This window comes from Bradyrhizobium sp. McL0616 (assembly GCF_049993385.1).
In the GTDB taxonomy this organism is placed as follows: Bacteria; Pseudomonadota; Alphaproteobacteria; order Rhizobiales; family Xanthobacteraceae; genus Bradyrhizobium.
In genome coordinates this window covers 597010-615178 of record NZ_CP188255.1, presented here as the reverse complement: position 1 = coordinate 615178, position 18169 = coordinate 597010, and the positions used below count along the sequence as shown (strand labels likewise).

The window sequence follows — 18169 nt, the reverse complement described above, 5'->3', positions numbered from 1 at the left end:
GACAATGGGTGTTGAAGGCATCGGCGCGCGCGTCGTGCGCAAGGAAGACAAGCGTTTCATTACCGGCAAGGGCCGCTACGTCGACGACATCAAATTGCTGGGCATGACCCATGCCCATTTCATCAGAAGCCCGCACGCGCACGCCAAGGTAAAGGGGATCGACTCCTCCGCCGCGCTGAAAATGCCGGGTGTGGTCGCAGTACTCACGGGACAGCAGATCGTCGACGACAAGGTCGGCAACCTCATCTGCGGCTGGGCCATCACCTCCAAGGACGGCAGCCCGATGAAGATGGGCGCATGGCCGGCGATGGCGCCGGAGACGGTGCGCTTTGTCGGACAGGCGGTCGCGGTCGTGATCGCCGACACGAAGAATCTGGCGCGCGACGCGGCGGAAGCTGTCGTGGTCGATTACGAGGAACTTCCCGCAGTCGCCGATGTTCACGCCGCGATCAAGTCCGGCGCGCCGCAGCTTCATCCTGAAGCGCCCGGCAACCAGGTCTATGACTGGGTGATCGGCGACGAGGGCGCCACCGACGCCGCCTTCGCCAAGGCCGCCAATGTGGTGAAGCTCGATGTCACCAATAACCGCCTCGCCCCGAACGCGATGGAGCCGCGCGCGGCGATCGCCGACTACGACGAAGCGGAAGAGCACTTCACGCTCTATACGACCTCGCAGAACCCACACGTCGCCCGCCTCGTGCTGTCGGCGTTCTACAACATCGCCCCCGAGCACAAGCTGCGCGTGATCGCACCCGACGTCGGCGGCGGTTTTGGCTCAAAGATCTTCATCTATCCCGAAGAGATGGTGGCATTGTGGGCCTCGAAGAGGGTCGGTCGTCCGGTGAAATGGACCGGCGACCGCACCGAGGCCTTCCTCACCGACGCGCATGGCCGCGACCATGTCACCCATGCCGAAATGGCGTTCGACGCCAACAACAAGATCATCGGTTTGAAGGTGAAGACCTACGCCAATTTCGGCGCCTACATGTCGCTGTTCTCGTCCTCGGTGCCGACCTATCTCTACGCGACGCTGCTGTCGGGCCAGTACAACATCCCGGCGATCCATGCCGAGGTGGTCGGGGTCTACACCAACACCACGCCGGTCGACGCCTATCGCGGTGCCGGCCGCCCCGAGGCGAGCTATCTGATCGAGCGGCTGATGGAGACGGCGGCGCGGCAGTTGAAGGTCGATCCGGCCGCGCTGCGCCGGCAAAACTTCATCACGGAGTTTCCGCATCAGACGCCCGTGATCATGGCCTATGACGTCGGCGACTTTAATGCCTCGCTCGACGCCGCAATGAAGGCAATCGACTATGCAGGTTTCCCCGCCCGCAAGGCCAAGGCGAAGGCCGACGGCAAGCTGCGCGGCATCGGTTTGTCCTGCTACATCGAGGCCTGCGGCATCGCGCCGTCCAAGGCGGTCGGCAGCCTGGGCGCCGGCGTCGGTCTGTGGGAATCCGCCGAAGTGCGGGTCAACCCGGTCGGCACCATCGAGATCCTGACGGGCTCGCACAGCCACGGCCAGGGTCACGAGACCACGTTCTGCCAGCTCGTCGCAGAGCGTCTCGGCATTCCCATCAGCCAGGTCTCGATCGTCCATGGCGACACCGACAAGGTGCAGTTCGGCATGGGCACCTACGGCTCGCGCTCCGCGGCCGTCGGACTGACCGCGATCCTGAAGGCGATGGAGAAGATGGAGGCGAAAGCCAAGAAGATCGCCGCGCATGCGCTGGAAGCCTCCGAGGGCGACATCGTCATCGAGAATGGCGAGTTCAAGGTCACCGGCACCGACAAGGCGATCGCGCTGCCGATGGTCGCGCTCGCGGCCTACACGGCGCACAATCTGCCTGACGGGATGGAGCCGGGCCTGAAGGAGAGCGCCTTCTACGACCCGACCAACTTCACCTTCCCGGCCGGCGCCTATATCTGCGAGCTCGAGGTCGATGCCGGCACCGGCAAGACCTCCTTCGTCAACTTCGTCGCGGCCGACGACTTTGGTCGGCTGATCAACCCGATGATCGTCGAGGGCCAGGTCCATGGCGGCCTTGCCCAGGGCATCGGGCAGGCGCTGCTCGAGCACGCGATCTACGACGCCAACGGCCAGCCGGTGACGGCCTCGTTCATGGATTACTCCATGCCGCGCGCCGACGATCTGCCGTCGTTCAACCTCTCCCACACTACGACGCTGTGCCCGGGCAATCCGCTCGGCATCAAGGGTTGCGGTGAGGCCGGCGCAATCGGCGCCTCCGCGGCCGTGATCAACGCGATCACGGATGCGATTGGCAAGAACAATCTGGAAATGCCCGCAACCCCGGATCGGGTGTGGCGCACGATCCACGCGGCTTGAGAGGAGCAGAGAAGATGTACCAGACCATTTACCATCGCGCCTCCTCGGTCGACGAAGCGGCCAGCCTGTTCGCCAAAGGCACCGAGGCAAAATTCCTCGCCGGGGGCCAGACGCTGCTGCCGGTCATGAAGCAGCGGCTTGCGAGTCCATCTGACGTGATCGACCTCGGCAAGATCAAGGAGCTGCAAGGTGTCGAGCTCTCGGGTGACGTGCTGACCATCAAGGCCGGTACGACCTATTTCGACATCATGCAGAACGCCGATGTGCAGAAGGCGATCCCCGCGATCGCCCATCTCACCTCGATGCTCGGCGATCCCGCCGTGCGTTATCGGGGCACCATCGGCGGTTCGATCGCCAATAACGATCCCGCCGCGGATTATCCGGCGGCGCTGCTCGCGCTTGGTGCCACCGTGAAGACCAACAAGCGGTCGATCTCGGCGGAGGACTTCTTCCAGGGCCTGTTCACGACGGCACTTGAAGACGGCGAGATCATCACCGCCGTATCGTTCCCGGTTCCGCACAAGGCGGGCTACGCCAAGATGCGGCATCCGGCCTCGCGCTTCGCGCTCACCGCCGTGTTCGTGGCGCAGACGAAATCGGGCGAGATCCGTGTCGCCGCGACCGGCGCTTCGCAAAGCGGCGTGATGCGGGTGCCCGCGATCGAAGCGGCGCTGAAGGCGAACTGGTCGCCGGCAGCGATCGACGGCGTGAGCATTTCGGCGAGCAATCTGCTGGCCGATATCCACGGCACAGCAGAGTACCGCGCCAACCTGATCAAGGTCATGGCGCAGCGCGCGGTAACCGCCGCGGGCTAACGTTCCGCCTTAGCGACTCAACACAAATCTTCCGCGGCGCGCAGAAATGCGCGCCGCTTTTATTATGCGCCCATGCATGAAAACCGCTTGCCTCGCTGGCGCGAAGGCGAGAAAAGTTAATCAGCCAATTAACTCGCCCCAGAGAGGAACGTCCCGGGCTTGCCGGACCATCGGCATCCGCCCGCGACCCGAGGAAACAACAACGTGCTCGATAAACCAGCCCAAGAAAAATCAGAAGGCTCTTCCGTCCGCACCTCCGGCCCGCTCTCGGGCTTCCGAATCGTCGAATTCGCCGGCATCGGACCCGGTCCGTTCGCCTGCATGATGCTGGCCGACATGGGCGCCGACGTCGTCACGCTCGACCGGGTCGGCGCCAAGAAGAGCATGAAGTCGGTGGCGGGCCGCGGCCGCAAGGTGATCGAGCTCGATCTCAAGGACAAGGCGGCGATCGCCGAGGTGCTCGACCTGCTCGCCAATGCCGACGCGCTGGTCGAAGGCTTTCGTCCCGGCGTGATGGAACGGCTCGGGCTCGGCCCCGAAATGGTCCTGGCCCGTAATCCAAAACTCGTCTACGGCCGCATGACCGGCTGGGGCCAGGAAGGCCCGCTTGCGAACGCCGCCGGCCACGACATCAACTACATCTCCATCACCGGCGCGCTGGCCGCGATCGGCACCAAGGAAGCACCGGTGCCGCCGCTCAACCTGGTCGGCGATTTCGGCGGCGGCGCACTCTATATGGTCGTCGGCGTGCTCGCGGCGCTGCTGGAAGCGCAGAAGTCCGGCAAGGGTCAGGTGGTCGACACCGCGATGTGCGACGGCGCGGCGTCGCTGATGTCGTTCTTTTTCGACATGACCACGATCGGTCGCTGGACCGAGGGTCGGGTGCAGAATTTTCTCGACGGCGGCGCACATTTCTACGGCGTCTACGAATGCGCCTGCGGCCATTTTGTCTCGATCGGTTCGATAGAGCCCCAGTTCTATGCGCTCCTGCGCGAGCATGCCGGGCTCACTGACGCCGATTTCGACGCCCAGATGGACCGCAAGGCCTGGCCCGCGCTGAAAGAGAAGCTGCAGGCCGTGTTCAAGAGCAAGACCCGCGAAGATTGGTGCAAGATCATGGAGGGCACCGACATCTGTTTCGCGCCGGTGTTGACCATGTCGGAAGCCACCGAGCATCCGCACATGGTCGCGCGAAACGTGTTCGTCGAACGCCACGGCGTGAAGCAGCCAGCGCCGGCGCCGAGATTCTCGCGGACTCCATCGGCGGTGCGCGAGCCGGAGGGGGCTGAGATTGGCGCTGTGACGAAGGCGTGGAAGCGGTAGGTCTCCGCTACAGACTCCGTTGTCGTCCCGGCGAAGGCCGCGACAACACTGGTGATGTGGCGGCAGCTTGCGTCCAACGCGAGCGGCGGCCTTAAGCCGCCGTATCCACCTTCAACACCCCGCGCCGGATCTGATCCTCCTCGATCGATTCAAACAGCGCCTTGAAATTGCCCTCGCCAAAGCCGTCGTCGCCCTTGCGCTGGATGAACTCGAAGAAGATCGGGCCGATCGCGTTGGCCGAGAAGATCTGGAGCAGCACCTTGGTCTGGCCGCCGTCGACCACACCTTCGCCGTCGATCAGGATGCCGTTCCTCTGAAGCCGGGCGAGGTCCTCGCCGTGCTTGGGCAGGCGGGCATCGATCCGCTCGAAATAGGTCTCGGGCGGCGCCGGCATGAACGGCAGGCCGGCCTCACGCAGGCCTTCGATGGCGCCGTAAATGTCGCGGCAGCCGCAGGCGATGTGCTGGATGCCTTCGCCGTGATAGATTTTCAGATATTCCTCGATCTGGCCGGAATCGCCGGCGTCCTCGTTGATCGGAATCCGAATCTTGCCGTCCGGGCTGGTCAGCGCGCGCGAAAACAAGCCCGAAGCGCGGCCTTCGATGTCGAAGAAGCGGATCTGGCGGAAGTTGAACAGCCTTTCGTAGAAGCCGGTCCAGACATCCATGCGGCCGCGATGGACGTTGTGCGTGAGGTGATCGAGATAGAACAGGCCGGCGCCATTGGGCCGCGGATCGCGTTCGCCGAGCCATTCGAACTCGGCCTCATAGGCCGAGCCTTTGGCGCCGTAGCGATCGACGAAATAGAGCAGGCTGCCGCCGATGCCCTTGATGGCGGGCACGTCGAGCGTCTTCTGGGCGGATGACGCATCCGCAGGCTGCGCACCGAGCGCGATCGCGCGCTCATAGGCCAATTTCGCGTCGACCACGCGAAACGCCATCGACGGCGCACAGGGGCCATGCGCGGCGACGAAATCGTAACCGTGGGTGCCGGGCTCCTCGTTGACGAGATAGTTGATGTCGCCCTGACGATAGACCGTGATTGTCTTGGTCTTGTGGCGCGCGACGGGCGCGTAACCCATCAGCTTGAACAGGGCATGCAGCTGTTCCGGATCGGGATGCGCATATTCGACGAACTCGAACCCGTCGGTGCCCATCGGATTGTCGGCGGTGATGGTGGCCGGCGGTTCATCGTGCGGAAACGGACCCATGGTGTTCTCCCAAATTGCTGCTGAGAGAACTATCCTTCATTGGGCGCGCAAGGAGCGTGCAAATGAGACGAGATTTCGCTATCCTATGCATGATCTGTGCACGAAATGGACGAATGACGCATGATTCCGATTGACGCGTTCGACCTCAAGATCCTCGGCGCGCTCCAGGACGACGGCCGCCTCACCAATCAGGAGCTCGCCGACATCGCGGGGCTGTCGGCCTCGCAATGCTCGCGGCGGCGGATGCGGCTGGAGGAGGAGAAGGTGATATCAGGCTATCACGCCGACCTCTCCAGCGAGGCGCTCGGCTTTGGCGTGATTGCCTTCATCCAGGTGGGTCTCGCCACCCACTCGCCCGACAACTCCAAACGCTTCCGCACGCTGGTCAACCGCATCGACGAGATCCAGGAGGCTTATTCGCTGACGGGCGATGCCGATTACGTGCTGAAGGCGGTGCTGCGCGACCTCAAGGGCCTCTCCAACCTCGTCAACGACGTGCTGATGCCGCACCAGAGTGTGGCGCATGTGCGCTCCTCGATCGTGCTCGACCGGCTGAAGGAAAGCTCAAAGCTGCCGCTAAAGGATTTGAAGGCTGGCTGAAATTGAGGGAACTACGCCATTCGCACGGCCCGCGCGATCTGCGATGATCCCGGCCAATCTGCGGAGATTCAGCCATGGCCCTCCAGCTTCGACCGAACTGCGAATATTGCGATCGCGACCTGCCGCCGAATGCAACGGACGCGCGGATCTGCTCCTATGAATGCACGTTCTGTGCGGACTGTGTGGAGACGAAACTCTCCAACGTCTGCCCGAACTGCGGCGGCGGTTTTGCACCGCGCCCGATCCGCCCGACGCAGGAATGGCGGCCGGGCGTGTGCACGACCAAGCAGGCGCCGTCGGACAAGCGGGTGCATCTGAAGTACGGCCTGGAGGAGGTCGCGGCGCATTGCGCGAGGGTCAAGGATGTAGCGCCGGAGAAGCGGTGAACTCTCTCCACGCGTCATTGCGAGCGTAGCGAAGCAATCCAGAATCCCTCCGCGGAGAGACCTCGATTGCTTCGCTGCGCTCGCAATGACGGGGGTCGTGGCAGCGGCGGAACCTACTCCGCCGCCAGAATCGTCCCCTCGACCTCGCCGAAGCCGACGCGGTAGCCGTTGCCCTGGCACCAGCCGCGCATGACGAGGCTGTCGCCGTCTTCCAGGAACGTGCGCTTTGTGCCGCCGGGCAGTTCGACCGGCTCGGTGCCGTTCCAGCTGATCTCCAAAAGGCTGCCGCGCTGGTTCTTCTCCGGGCCGGAGATGGTGCCGCTCCCGAGGAGATCGCCCACATTCATCGCGCAGCCACTTGAGGCGTGGTGCATGAGCTGCTGCACCGAGGACCAGTACATGTATTTGAAATTGGTGCGGCTGATGTTCGTCGGCGCATTCGCGCCGTCGGGGCGCAATGATACATCGAGCTCGACGCCATAGTTCTGCGGCTTGTCCTGCTTGAGATAGCCGAGCGGCGCGGGCTCCTGCTCCGGCCCCTTCAGCCGGAACGGCTCCAGCGCCTCGCGCGTCACCACCCACGGGCTGATCGAGGTCGCGAACGCCTTGGCGAGGAACGGCCCGAGCGGCACATATTCCCATTGCTGGATATCGCGCGCGCTCCAGTCGTTGAGCAGCACGAAGCCGAAGATCATCTCTTCGGCTTGCTGCTCGGTGAGCATTCCGCCCATCGGCGACGGCTGGCCGACCACGACGCCCATCTCCAGCTCGAAATCGAGCCGCTTGCACGGCGCAAAGCTAGGCACCTCGACATTCGGCGGCTTCAACTGCCCGCGCGGGCGCTTCACCTCGGTGCCGGACACGACGACGGTGGAGGCGCGGCCGTTATAGCCGATCGGCATGTAGAGCCAGTTCGGCTGCAGCGCGTTGTCCTTGCCGCGGAACATCACACCGACATTGGTGGCGTGCTCCTTCGAGGAATAGAAATCGGTATAGCCCGAGACCGCGAACGGCAGATGCAGTTTTGCATCGCGCATCGGCACCAGCGCCTGCTTGCGCAGCTCCTCATTGTCGCGCAGCTCCGGATGATCGTGACGCAACAGCTCGCTGATCCGCGCCCGCGTCTTGGCCCAGACTTTTGGTCCCAGCGCCATGAACGGGTTGAGCGAGGGCGTGGAGAACACGCCGAGCGGGCCGACATCGAGGCGCGAATCCTGCTCGAGCTCCCAGAGATCGAGCACATAATTGCCGATGGCGACGCCGACGCGCGGCGTCGGATTGGCCGCGGTCGAGAACACGCCATAGGGCAGGTTCTGGATCGGGAAATCGGAGGCGGGATCGATCTCGATGAAGGAGCGGAGGCTGGGATCGTTGGGGTGGGGCATTGGTTTCCCGTGGGTGCGTCGGCGACGGTATCACCCTCCCCTGGAGGAGGAGGGTCAGAAACATCACGGCCGGTTCGGATCGAACCGCTTTTCGAGGCCCTTCCAGCAATCCGCGTAGTCATCCTGCAGCGTGGACGCGTTCGCGGCATGCGCTGTCACGCGCTGCGGGTAGCGGGTCTCGAACATGAAGGCCATGGTGCCGGTCAGCTTGACCGGCTTCAGCTCGCCGTTGCTGGCGTGCTCGAAGGCGTCGCGGTCCGGGCCATGCGGCAGCATGCAATTGTGCAAGCTGATGCCGCCTGGCACAAAGCCTTGCGGCTTGGCATCATAGACGCCGTAGATCAGGCCCATGAACTCGCTCATGATGTTCATGTGATACCAGGGCGGACGGAAAGTGTTGTCGGCCACCATCCAGCGCTCCGGGAAGATCACGAAGTCGATATTCGCGGTGCCCGCCGTCTCCGACGGCGAGGTCAGCACGGTAAAGATCGACGGATCGGGATGATCGAAGCCGATCGCGCCTACGGGAGAGAAGGTGCGCAAATCGTATTTGTACGGCGCATAGTTGCCGTGCCAGGCGACGACGTCGATCGGCGAATGCGGCAGCGTGGTCTTGAACAGCGCGCCGCCCCATTTCACGTAGAGCTCGGTCGGCGTGTCCTTGTCTTCGTAATAAGCAACCGGCGTGAGGAAGTCGCGCGCGTTGGCCAGGCAATTGGCGCCGATCGGCCCACGCTCCGGCAGCGTGAAGGCGCCGCCGTAATTCTCGCAGAGATAACCGCGCGCCGGCCCATTCGGACTCTCGACGCGAAACTTGACGCCGCGCGGGATCACCACGATCTCGCCGGGCTCGGCATCGATGCGGCCGAACTCGGTGACGAGGCGCAGATTGCCCTGCTGAAGCACGAACATCAGCTCGCCGTCGGCGTTATAGAAGTGCTGGTCCACCATCGACTTGGTGATGAGATAGATATGCGCGGCCATACCGGCCTGGGTGTTGACGTCACCGGCGGTCGTCATGGTCTGCACGCCCCCGAGGAAGGTCATGTCCTCCTTCGGGATCGGCGCAGGGTCCCAGCGCAGCTGTGCGATCGGGAGATCATATTCAAGACACGGCGCCGAGCGCCACAGGCCGGCATCAGCCTTCTCGAAGCGACCTGAGTGCCTTACCGACGGACGAATGCGATAGAGCCAGGACCGCTCATTGGTGCCGCGCGGCGCGGTGAAGGGCGAACCCGACAGCTGCTCGGCGTACAGGCCATAAGCGCAACGCTGCGGCGAGTTGCGCCCGATCGGCAGCGCGCCCGGCAGCGCCTCGGTCTCAAAGCTGTTGCCGAAGCCGGACATGTAACCCGGCGTCACCTGCGCCGAGCTCCGGATGATCTGGTCAGGCGAGGTATTGATGTTCATGACTATCCTCCTCCTTGCAAAGCGGCCCACATCTCCTGGTCGCGCTTGTCGGTCCAGATCACGGGATCGTCGATCCCCGACGCTTCGTCATAAGCGCGCGACACGTTGAACGGCAGGCAGTGCTCGTAGATGGCGAAGCTGTGGAATTTCGGGTCCATCACTTCGCGCGTCGCCGCCATCGATTCCTTCAGCGTGCGTCCTTTGGCGACCGAAACTTCGGCGGCGCCATAGAGCGATGTGACAAAGTCGCGCGTCATCGCGATGGCTTCGCGCACCGTGGCGGTCCCCTTCAGCGCGTCGCCGCGGCCCGGCGCGATCGCCTTGGGATTGAAGTTGCGGATCTCGTTCAGCGTCAGCGGCCATTCGCGCAAGTGAGCATCGCCGCAATAGCAGGCCGAGTGATATTCGATGAGATCGCCGGAGAACATGACCTCCGCGTCCGGCACCCAGGCGACAATGTCGCCGGAGGTGTGACCGGCGCCGAGCTGCATCAAACGCACCTCGCGCTTCCCGAGATAGATCGACATCTCGCCTTCGAAGGTCAGCGTCGGCCAGGTCAGGCCGGGGATGCTTTGCGCGTCCTGGAACAGGCGCGGGAAGCGGCCATACTCCGAATCCCAATCCTGCTGGCCGCGCTCCTCGATGAGACGATACGTCTCCTGCGAGGCCACGATGCCTTGCGCCTTGTAGGCGGAGGCACCGAGCACGCGCACCGCGTGATAATGCGACAGCACGACATATTTGATCGGCTTATCGGTGACGGTGCGCACGCGCTCGATCACCTTGTTGGCCATCGCCGGCGTCGACTGCGCGTCGAACACCAGGCAGCCGTCGTCGCCGACGATGATCGCAGTGTTGGGATCGCCTTCGGCGGTGAAGGCGTAGAGATCGGTGCCGATCTCGGAGAAGGTGATCTTCTTCTCGGAGAGATCGCCGGTGGATGCGAAGTTCTTCGCCATCAGTTCTTCCTTAGGTAACGGAGTTATTGTTGCTGCTGTTGTTGCTGCTGGCCGTCGATCATGCGGCGCTTCGCGAGACCAATCGCCTCGCGCAGCACGTCGATATCGCCGATATGGTTGGCGAGGATCAGGACCAACGCTGCGTCGAAATCCGCGCTCTGCTCGTCGGTGAGGCCGCGATGCGCTTCGACGACGGCGCGAAAGGCATCATCAGGCCGCGCGAAGTTGGAACTGGTGGAAAGCGGCATGCGGATCACCTTCAATTCAAGCCTTGAGCGCGCGAGAGCGCCGCCGCGACGCTGGCGCGCGTCGGATGACGGAAGCGCGCCGCGATATATCCGTCGGGCCTGAGCAGATAGGCTGAGCCCGGCTCGGCGTCGTAGCGGTTCGCAGCAAAGCTCGCCGGATCGGCAAGGCCGCCTTCTCCGCCGATGCGGATATCCTTGACGCCATCGGGCGCATTAATCGCCGCACCATTGCTGAACGACAGCAATGTAAAATCCGTTCCACCCTTGCGGAACGCATCCGTCAGATAGGCACTCTCGCCCGCGCGCGTTGCAACGGGCGCATCCAGCATGGAGCAACCGGGAGACGGACCACCGCGCCACGCATCCGCATCAGGCGATGACAGCGGCGTGTCATAGCTGCACGGCACCGAAAGCCGGCCACCATTGACCATGCGCTTGCCGAACTCGGTTTCCTTCGCGAGCGACAACACCGCCTTGCGCAGCCGCGCCTCCTGATGCGAGTTTGGCGCCATGAAATCGGTCGAACGGGTGGATTCGCGGATGTTCTCGTCGGCAGCCCCGCTGCGCTCGACATGGTAGCTCTCGAGCAGGCTCGCCTGCGAAGCGCCGCGCAGCACGCGGTCGAGTTTCCAGGACAGATTCTCCGCGTCCTCCAGACCCGAGTTCGCGCCGCGCGCGCCAAACGGCGAGACCTGATGGGCGGAATCGCCCGCAAAAATCACGCGGCCATGGAGGAAGCGATCCATCCGGCGGCACTGGAATTTGTAGAGCGAGATCCATTCGAAATCGAACTTGTCGTGGCCGAGCATGCGCGCGATCCGCGGCCGCACGTTTTCCGGCTTCTTCTCGACAACGGGATCGGCGTAGCGATTGAGCTGGAGGTCGATGCGCCAGACGTCATCGGGCTGCCGGTGCAGCAACGCGGAGCGCCCGGCATGGAACGGCGGGTCGAACCAGAACCAGCGCTCGGTCGGGAATTCCGCGGTCATCTTGACGTCGGCGATCAGGAACTGGTCCTCGAACACCTGGCCGGCAAAATCAGCGCCAACCATCTGCCGCAGCGATGATCGCGCGCCGTCGCAGGCGACCACGTATTGCGCGTGCAGGCGATACGCGCCTTCGGGTGTCTCGATCGTCAGCGCCACGGAATCGTTGCGTTGTTCGAGCGCCGCCACCTTGTTGCGCCAGCGCAGGTCGATCCCGGGCAGATCGCTGATGCGATCGACCAGATAGGCTTCAGCGTAATATTGCTGGAGATTGATGAAGGCCGGCCGCTTGTGGCCGTCCTCCGGCAGGAGGTTGAACTGGTAGAGTTGGGACTCGCCGTGAAAGATGCGCCCGACGCTCCACACCACGCCTTTCTCGACCATGCGGTCGCCGACGCCGAGCCGGTCCCAATATTCCAGCGAACGTTTTGAGAAGCAGATCGCGCGCGAGCCCTCGCCGATGCGGTCGGCATCATCCAGAAGGACGACGCGCTGGCCGCGCTGGGCAAGATCGATCGCCAGCGACAGGCCGACCGGGCCCGCGCCGACAACCACGACTGGATGCTCGGCCGGATTCTGGCCTGGGCGATCCTGGTCGGAATGCCGGCGGTAGCCGAACTGGGTCTTGGCCTGCTCCATGCTATAGCCTCGGCTCTGGTCAGGAGAGGACTAATCTGCTAGATAGTCTCACGTGCAACTATTTTGGACCGGCGCCGGCCGGCCGTCAACTGGAATTCGGAGCGCAGACTTGGCGAGGACATCCAGCGATATCGCGCTGAAGACCCGCGACGCGGACCAGGCATTGCCAAAAGCAAAGTCGCGGCTCGACCTGTTCCGGTTCGTGCCGTTCCGCCTCAATCGGCTCGCTGCCGAAGTCAGTTCCGCGCTTGCGGTCGAATATCAGGAGCGCCACGGCCTCGACATTCCGGCCTGGCGCGTGATCGCCACGCTCGGCTTCCGCAGCGAGGCCTGTAGCGCGCAATACATCTCCCAATGCACCCGCACCCACAAATCCACCATCAGCCGCGCGGTGACCACGCTGTTGCAAGGCGGCTTGATCGAGCGCGTCGAGAACGAAGCCGACCGTCGGGAATTCCGCCTGCAACTGACGAAGAAGGGCCGCGCGCTTTACGAGGAGCTGTTCCCGCAATTGCTGCGGCGGGAAGACGAGATCCTCGCTTGCCTTTCGGCGCAGGAGCGCAAGCAGCTCTCGGCTCTGCTCGGCAAGATCGAAGCGAGCCTCGATCTGCTTCAAACCAGCGAAGAAGCGGACGCAAAGCAGGCGTATTAGTGCGTGAGCGCGAGGCGCACGGATGGAGTTGCCTGCTACATTGAACCTCGTTGACACGATGGTGGGCCCATATTTGGAGCTCACAAAGCCTGGACGGCTGCGCCTCAACCGGTTGAGAAAGCTTGGCAGGCCCGTGACGGCACTGGCGCATATAGCGACGCTACTTGTGGCGTTTGCCGCAACTCGCGCATACGCCGCTGACATAGGTTATCTGGCTCCCCCCGGAGTCGCTGCAAACGAGTTTCCCTCACCGCAGCGTCCTGTTGCACGGATCGTCAGCCCGCGCCGCGCCGCCGAAGAGCGCCGCGACGCCCTCAATGAGGCCGGTCAAATCGCACGTGCTCTTGAACTGAAACCAGGTATGACAGTCGGCGACATTGGAGCAGGCAGTGGCTACCACACGGTCAGGCTCTCGCAGCTCGTCGGGCCCGCCGGCTCTGTCGTTGCCCAGGACGTCACGCGGGATTACCTCATCGAACTCGCCAGACGAACAGAACTTCTGAAGTTGACGAACGTGCAATTCGCGCTCGGCGAACCACACGACCCGCGTCTGCCCGCTTCGTCGCTGGATGCCGCAATCCTCGTGCACATGTATCACGAGATAGCCCAACCCTATGCCTTCCTCTACAATCTCGCGCCCGCGTTGAAGCAGGGTGCGCGGGTCGGAATTGTCGATCTTGAGCTTCCGACGTCGAAGCATGGCACGCCAATTGAGCTCTTGCGCTGCGAGTTGACCGCCGTCGGCTATCGCGAGGTCGCCACATATCAGCTCGCAGGGGACGGAGGATATTTGGCGGTATTCTCTCCGCCGAAGGTAGCAGCTCGAAAATCTCCCCGCGATATCCTTGCTTGTGGGGATCCTGCCGGCACTCGCTGACACCGCGCCCGCCGCCCAGAGGCCGGACATGTCCGAAGACGAGGTCAGACCGGAAGTTGCCGGCTGAGGCTCAAACCGGCGCTTTTGACCCCAAGCGGACAATCAATCCGGTTGCCTCGCCTTCCAAAAGCTGCGTGAGAAAACGGCGCTTGCGCCTTGGATAGCAGATCTAAAAACTGGTTTCGGTACGATCAGCCAAAGCAGCAATCCTATGCCGGCCCCGCCTGTGCCCAAAAAAAAGATGATAAGCGTATCCATGATCGCCATAGGCGGCGCATCCACTGGGTGATCGAGGTTTCCGTCCACCCAGCTTCCATAATGAGAGATTGCTAAATAGAGAACTTGGAGTGAAGGGAGGTTCAGAAGCAGTGCAAGCAGCCAGAGGAACGCGTTGGGCTTCCAATTAAACACCAACGGAACCACGATAGCCACGATGAAACCCACGTAGGTGACGGGGCTCGTAAGAAGCATCTTTACAAAAAATGAAAACACCGACGCTTCCATCTTGATGGCCCCCATCTGCCTTCGAACGCGCGTCAACCTTAGCGGGTATTGATTGTTGAATTCCTGCCGACTTCGATTGTTTGGTTGCTCGGTGTTTACCGGCCATTAAATTGGGACTTTCTGAGAATAAGCCCATGTCAGTTCATGGCCCGACTCGGACCTCCGGCGATGCTTGTTTGCGCGCTGCTTTCAGGAGCGCAGCGGACATCAGGACCACCTGATCTGAGCCGCGCTTAGGGCTTACAAGTACACGCCCTGGATGCCGTCACTTCGCGAACGATCTCGACGGCGGCAGATGCAACGCCCAGGCATCGACCTTGTCGCTGGCGCGCGGATAGATCTCGGTCACGATCGGATCATGACCGGGAATGAACCTATCGGGATGACCGGCGAGGCGCTCGATCGTCTCCCAGCCCACCGCCATATCACCGACATTGTAGACAATTGGAAACGGGCTCCTGCGCTGGAGGTTGGCATAGTAATGCGCGGCGTCGGAGGCGAGCACCACAGGCCCGCGCGCGGTCTCGACCCTGACGACCTGCAAGCCGTCGGAGTGACCACCGACGCGATGCACGGTGACGCCGGGCGCGACCTCGCCGCCGCCTGAATAGAACGTGACGCGCTCGCCATAGACATGGCGCACCATCTGCGTGACGTGCTCGACCGAGAATGGATGTCGCAGCAGTCCGTTGCACATGCAGCGCCCGGTCGCGTAAGCCATCTCGCGGTCCTGGAGATGGAAGCGCGCATTCGGGAAGCGATCGAGATTGCCGGCGTGGTCGTAATGCAGATGCGTCACGATGATGTCGCGAATGCTTGACGCCGAAACGCCAAAGCGCTCCAGCGCATCGACCGGATTGAGCGTCAGCTTGCGCGCCCGCAAGCCCGCCTCCTCGGCATTGAAGCCGGTATCGACCAGGATCTCGCGGCCGCCGCCGCGGATCAGCCAGACGAAATAGTCGAGATCCTGCGCCGCGCTGTCATGTGGATCGGGCGCCAGGAAGTTCATGCTGGGGGTGCGCGGCGACATCGTCGCATAGCGCAGCGCGTAGATTTCGTAAGCGTTTCCCATGGTTTTGCTTTTTCTTCTGGGTGGATCTTGAGGAACGATCCCGCGCACCAAGCCATCGTCGGCTGCAAAGGTCAAACACCGCAGGTTGCCCCGGACGCCGGTCCGCAATGTGAGACCAATCACATTTTGGTCGCCAGTGCCGGCCTAAGATAGACGCCGGAACCCCAAACCAGACTGCGTCGAGGAGAACCGTGACAGCCGATTTATTCCCCTCGCAACGCGCCCATGCCTCGCGGTCAATTGTCGCGATAGTGCCGAATCTCCAAGCGGTTGACGCCTCCTCTCCCCGGTTTGATAATGCACATTGCGTAAGTTAAGGTCGCCGCGGCGCAAGCTGGAAACGGCGCCTTTTTGGCTGGACCGCGCTCATTATGAAAATTCGCTTCCTCTTTCTTCTGCCCTTCCTTGTCTCGCTCGTGCCGACAGCTCCGTCGCTTGCGGCCGGTGACCGCTATGCGCTGGTCATCGGCAATGCCAAATATCCGGACGCGGACGCCCCGCTGAAGGAGCCGATCAACGACGCGCGCGACGTCGCCGACGAGCTCAAGCGCGACGGCTTTTCCGTGGAGATCGGCGAGAATCTGACCGGCGACGGCATGCGCCGCGCCTTCGACAAGCTCTACGGCAAGATCAAGCCGGGATCGGTGGGGCTGGTGTTCTACAGCGGTTTCGGCATCCAGTCGGCGCGCCAGAGCTTCATGATCCCGGTCGATGCCCAGATCTGGACCGAATCCGACGTCCGCCGTGACGGCTTCAGCATCGAAACCATCCTCGGCGAGCTCAACACCCGCGGCGCCGGCGTCAAGATCGCGCTGGTCGACGCCTCCAGGCGCAACCCGTTCGAGCGCCGGTTCCGCAGCTTCTCGGCGGGACTAACGCCGGTCATCGCGCCGAACGGCACGCTGGTGATGTATTCGGCCGCGCTGGCCTCGGTGGTGTCGGATGCCGGCGGCGATCACAGCCTGTTCGTCCAGGAACTGCTCAAGGAGATCCGCGTCCCCGACCTGATGGCGGAGGAAACGCTGAACCGCACCAAGATGGGCGTCACCCGCGCCTCGCGCGGCGAACAGGTGCCGTGGATATCTTCCTCGCTGGCCGAGGATTTCTCGTTCATTCCGGGTGCCAGCGGCTCGCGTCCGACGGCGACGATGTCACCACCGCCCCCTCCTGCGCCGCCAGCGCCCGCCGTCGCGAACAACCCGCCACCCGCTCCTCCCGCCGCACCTGCTCCCGTGGCTGCGAACAATCCGCCGGCGCCTCCCGCACCGCCCCCGTCGCCGAAGCCGCAGGTCGAGGCGGCTCTGCCTCCCCCGCCACCGCCGGTCAAACCGGCTGATACCGTCACCGCGCCGACCACGGATTCTGGCCCGAGCCAGGCCATGCTGGCCGACGACCCCACGATCAAGAGCCTCACGGCCAAGATCGCCGCCAATCCGGACGACGTGAATGCGCTGTACCGGCGCGGCCAGGTCTATGCCAGCAAGGGGGCCTTTGGCCTCGCCATCAAGGATTTTGACGACACGCTGCGGATCAACGCGAAGGACGTCGAGGCGCTCAACAACCGCTGCTGGACCCGCACAGTGGTCGGTGACCTCCAGGGCGCGCTGAAGGATTGCAACGAGGCGCTGCGGCTGCGGCCGAATTTCGTCGATGCGCTGGACAGCCGGGGGCTGGTCAACCTGAAATCCGGGGCGCCCAAGAACGCCATCGCCGATTTCGACGCGGCGCTGAAGATCAACCCGCGCCTGACCTCCTCACTCTACGGGCGGGGGATCGCCAAGCAGCGCAACGGCTCCGCCCAGGAAGGCGCGGTCGACATCGCCAACGCCAAGGCGATGGACCCGAACATCGTTCAGGAATTCGCAAGTTACGGAGTGCGTTGATATTTTTTTGATTTGAGGCGCGGGCCGCCTCGAACCCCTGGTGGTCCGGCCAAGACTAATCGAACGGATGCCGAAAGCGGCCTTGCCGTGGGACTTATTGCAGGAATTTTGGAACCGCGCGGGCTGCGCAGGAGGGACTGGCTATGAGATTGGCTGCAAAAGGACTGACCGCGATCCTGTCCATGATCACCATCGGCGCCGCGCTTTCGCTGCCGGTCTCGCCCGCCTTCGCCGGCGACGACGGCAACAGCAAGAATGTCACCGAGGACGAGATCGTCCGGGCGCTGGCACCGCCGCCGAAGAAGCCCCTGACCCGCGGCCTCTCGATCGGCCCGCAGACCGATCCCGCGCCGAGCCCGGCGGAGACCAAGCTGCTCCAGACCGTCCGCGGCCGCGCCACGCGCTCGCTGTCGTCGACCGAGCGCGAGGAGATCGCGTCCGCCGCCAAGGACAAGCCGAATATCGATCTCGAAATCACCTTCGACTACAATTCGGCCGATGTCAGCGCCAAGTCGCTGCCTTCCGTGCAGGCGCTCGGCCGCGCGTTGACCAGCCCCGACCTGAAGGGCTCGACCTTCGTCGTCGCCGGCCACACCGACGCCGCGGGCGGCGAAGGCTACAATCAGGAACTGTCGGAGCGTCGCGCGGATTCGATCAAGCGCTACCTCGTGGACAAATACAGCATCGCCGCGACCGACCTCGTCACCGTCGGCTATGGCAAGAGCAAGCTGAAGGACCCGAGCCAGCCGATGGCGGAGGTGAACCGTCGCGTGCAGGTCGTCAATATGGAAAACAAGACCACCGCATCGAAGTGACCACGACGTAATCCGTTGAAGTGACAAGTCGTGATGTGGTGTAAAGTCTTGCTCCCAA

17 protein-coding genes are annotated in these 18169 nt (G+C 63.3%); 9 read left to right on the top strand and 8 right to left on the bottom strand.

The genetic code is table 11. The features are described 5' to 3' along the window. Window positions 1-4: 4 nt before the first annotated feature. From ACPPVR_RS02875 to ACPPVR_RS02865, 3 genes are all read left to right on the top strand, one after another. Window positions 5-2347 (top strand): xanthine dehydrogenase family protein molybdopterin-binding subunit, encoded by a 2343-nt coding sequence (locus ACPPVR_RS02875; protein ID WP_426612783.1) that lies wholly within the window; start codon window positions 5-7, stop codon window positions 2345-2347. A gap of 14 nt (window positions 2348-2361) precedes the next feature. Then, entirely contained in the window at window positions 2362-3162 is an 801-nt protein-coding gene (locus ACPPVR_RS02870; RefSeq protein WP_426612782.1) for an FAD binding domain-containing protein, read from the top strand. A 204-nt stretch (window positions 3163-3366) separates the two neighbouring features. Further along, window positions 3367-4485 carry a CaiB/BaiF CoA transferase family protein gene (locus ACPPVR_RS02865; protein WP_426612781.1) on the top strand — a complete coding sequence of 373 codons (1119 nt, stop codon included), beginning with the start codon at window positions 3367-3369 and terminating at the stop codon, window positions 4483-4485. A gap of 91 nt (window positions 4486-4576) precedes the next feature. On the opposite strand, the gene hppD is transcribed toward ACPPVR_RS02865, so the two are convergent. After that, window positions 4577-5695, bottom strand: a complete 1119-nt coding sequence (gene hppD, locus ACPPVR_RS02860) for a 4-hydroxyphenylpyruvate dioxygenase (protein ID WP_426612780.1) — start codon at window positions 5693-5695, stop codon at window positions 4577-4579. A gap of 120 nt (window positions 5696-5815) precedes the next feature. Between hppD and ACPPVR_RS02855 the strand changes: the two genes are divergently transcribed. Continuing rightward, window positions 5816-6295, top strand: a complete 480-nt coding sequence (locus ACPPVR_RS02855; RefSeq protein ID WP_426612779.1) for an Lrp/AsnC family transcriptional regulator — start codon at window positions 5816-5818, stop codon at window positions 6293-6295. Window positions 6296-6369: 74 nt separating this feature from the next. Further along, window positions 6370-6681, top strand: coding sequence for a DUF1272 domain-containing protein (locus ACPPVR_RS02850; protein ID WP_426612778.1), 312 nt, complete (start codon window positions 6370-6372; stop codon window positions 6679-6681). Window positions 6682-6794: 113 nt separating this feature from the next. Here the strand turns inward: ACPPVR_RS02850 and fahA are convergent, their stop codons facing one another. The 5 genes from fahA to ACPPVR_RS02825 form a co-directional block, all read right to left on the bottom strand. Continuing rightward, window positions 6795-8066: a fumarylacetoacetase gene (gene fahA / locus ACPPVR_RS02845; RefSeq protein WP_426612777.1), complete on the bottom strand. Its 1272-nt coding sequence runs from the start codon at window positions 8064-8066 to the stop codon at window positions 6795-6797. 63 nt (window positions 8067-8129) lie between these two features. Beyond that, window positions 8130-9476, bottom strand: coding sequence for a homogentisate 1,2-dioxygenase (gene hmgA, locus ACPPVR_RS02840; protein ID WP_426612776.1), 1347 nt, complete (start codon window positions 9474-9476; stop codon window positions 8130-8132). 2 nt (window positions 9477-9478) lie between these two features. Next, window positions 9479-10435, bottom strand: coding sequence for an MBL fold metallo-hydrolase (locus ACPPVR_RS02835; protein WP_426612775.1), 957 nt, complete (start codon window positions 10433-10435; stop codon window positions 9479-9481). 23 nt (window positions 10436-10458) lie between these two features. Beyond that, on the bottom strand, window positions 10459-10683 hold the full coding sequence (locus ACPPVR_RS02830; RefSeq protein ID WP_254147103.1) for a DUF2783 domain-containing protein: 225 nt from the start codon (window positions 10681-10683) through the stop codon (window positions 10459-10461). An 11-nt stretch (window positions 10684-10694) separates the two neighbouring features. Next, window positions 10695-12308: an FAD-dependent oxidoreductase gene (locus tag ACPPVR_RS02825; RefSeq protein WP_426612774.1), complete on the bottom strand. Its 1614-nt coding sequence runs from the start codon at window positions 12306-12308 to the stop codon at window positions 10695-10697. Window positions 12309-12417: 109 nt separating this feature from the next. Between ACPPVR_RS02825 and ACPPVR_RS02820 the strand changes: the two genes are divergently transcribed. Together ACPPVR_RS02820 and ACPPVR_RS02815 are read left to right on the top strand one after the other, a co-directional pair. Further along, on the top strand, window positions 12418-12960 hold the full coding sequence (locus tag ACPPVR_RS02820) for a MarR family winged helix-turn-helix transcriptional regulator (RefSeq protein ID WP_426612773.1): 543 nt from the start codon (window positions 12418-12420) through the stop codon (window positions 12958-12960). A gap of 133 nt (window positions 12961-13093) precedes the next feature. After that, window positions 13094-13837: a class I SAM-dependent methyltransferase gene (locus ACPPVR_RS02815; protein WP_426616313.1), complete on the top strand. Its 744-nt coding sequence runs from the start codon at window positions 13094-13096 to the stop codon at window positions 13835-13837. 102 nt (window positions 13838-13939) lie between these two features. Here ACPPVR_RS02815 and ACPPVR_RS02810 read toward each other — a convergent pair whose 3' ends face one another. Then, complete coding sequence (locus ACPPVR_RS02810) at window positions 13940-14356, bottom strand: hypothetical protein (protein ID WP_426612772.1); 417 nt, start codon at window positions 14354-14356, stop codon at window positions 13940-13942. A 250-nt stretch (window positions 14357-14606) separates the two neighbouring features. Continuing rightward, the gene (locus tag ACPPVR_RS02805) at window positions 14607-15413 is read right to left on the bottom strand and encodes an N-acyl homoserine lactonase family protein (protein WP_426612771.1); all 807 of its coding nucleotides are present in this window, start codon (window positions 15411-15413) and stop codon (window positions 14607-14609) included. 371 nt (window positions 15414-15784) lie between these two features. Here ACPPVR_RS02805 and ACPPVR_RS02800 point away from each other — a divergent pair, with 371 nt between their 5' ends. After that, window positions 15785-17296: a caspase family protein gene (locus tag ACPPVR_RS02800; RefSeq protein WP_426612770.1), complete on the top strand. Its 1512-nt coding sequence runs from the start codon at window positions 15785-15787 to the stop codon at window positions 17294-17296. A 143-nt stretch (window positions 17297-17439) separates the two neighbouring features. Further along, a complete protein-coding gene (locus ACPPVR_RS02795) occupies window positions 17440-18111 on the top strand; it encodes an OmpA family protein (RefSeq protein ID WP_426612769.1) in 672 nt (223 codons plus the stop codon). Window positions 18112-18169: the final 58 nt, after the last annotated feature.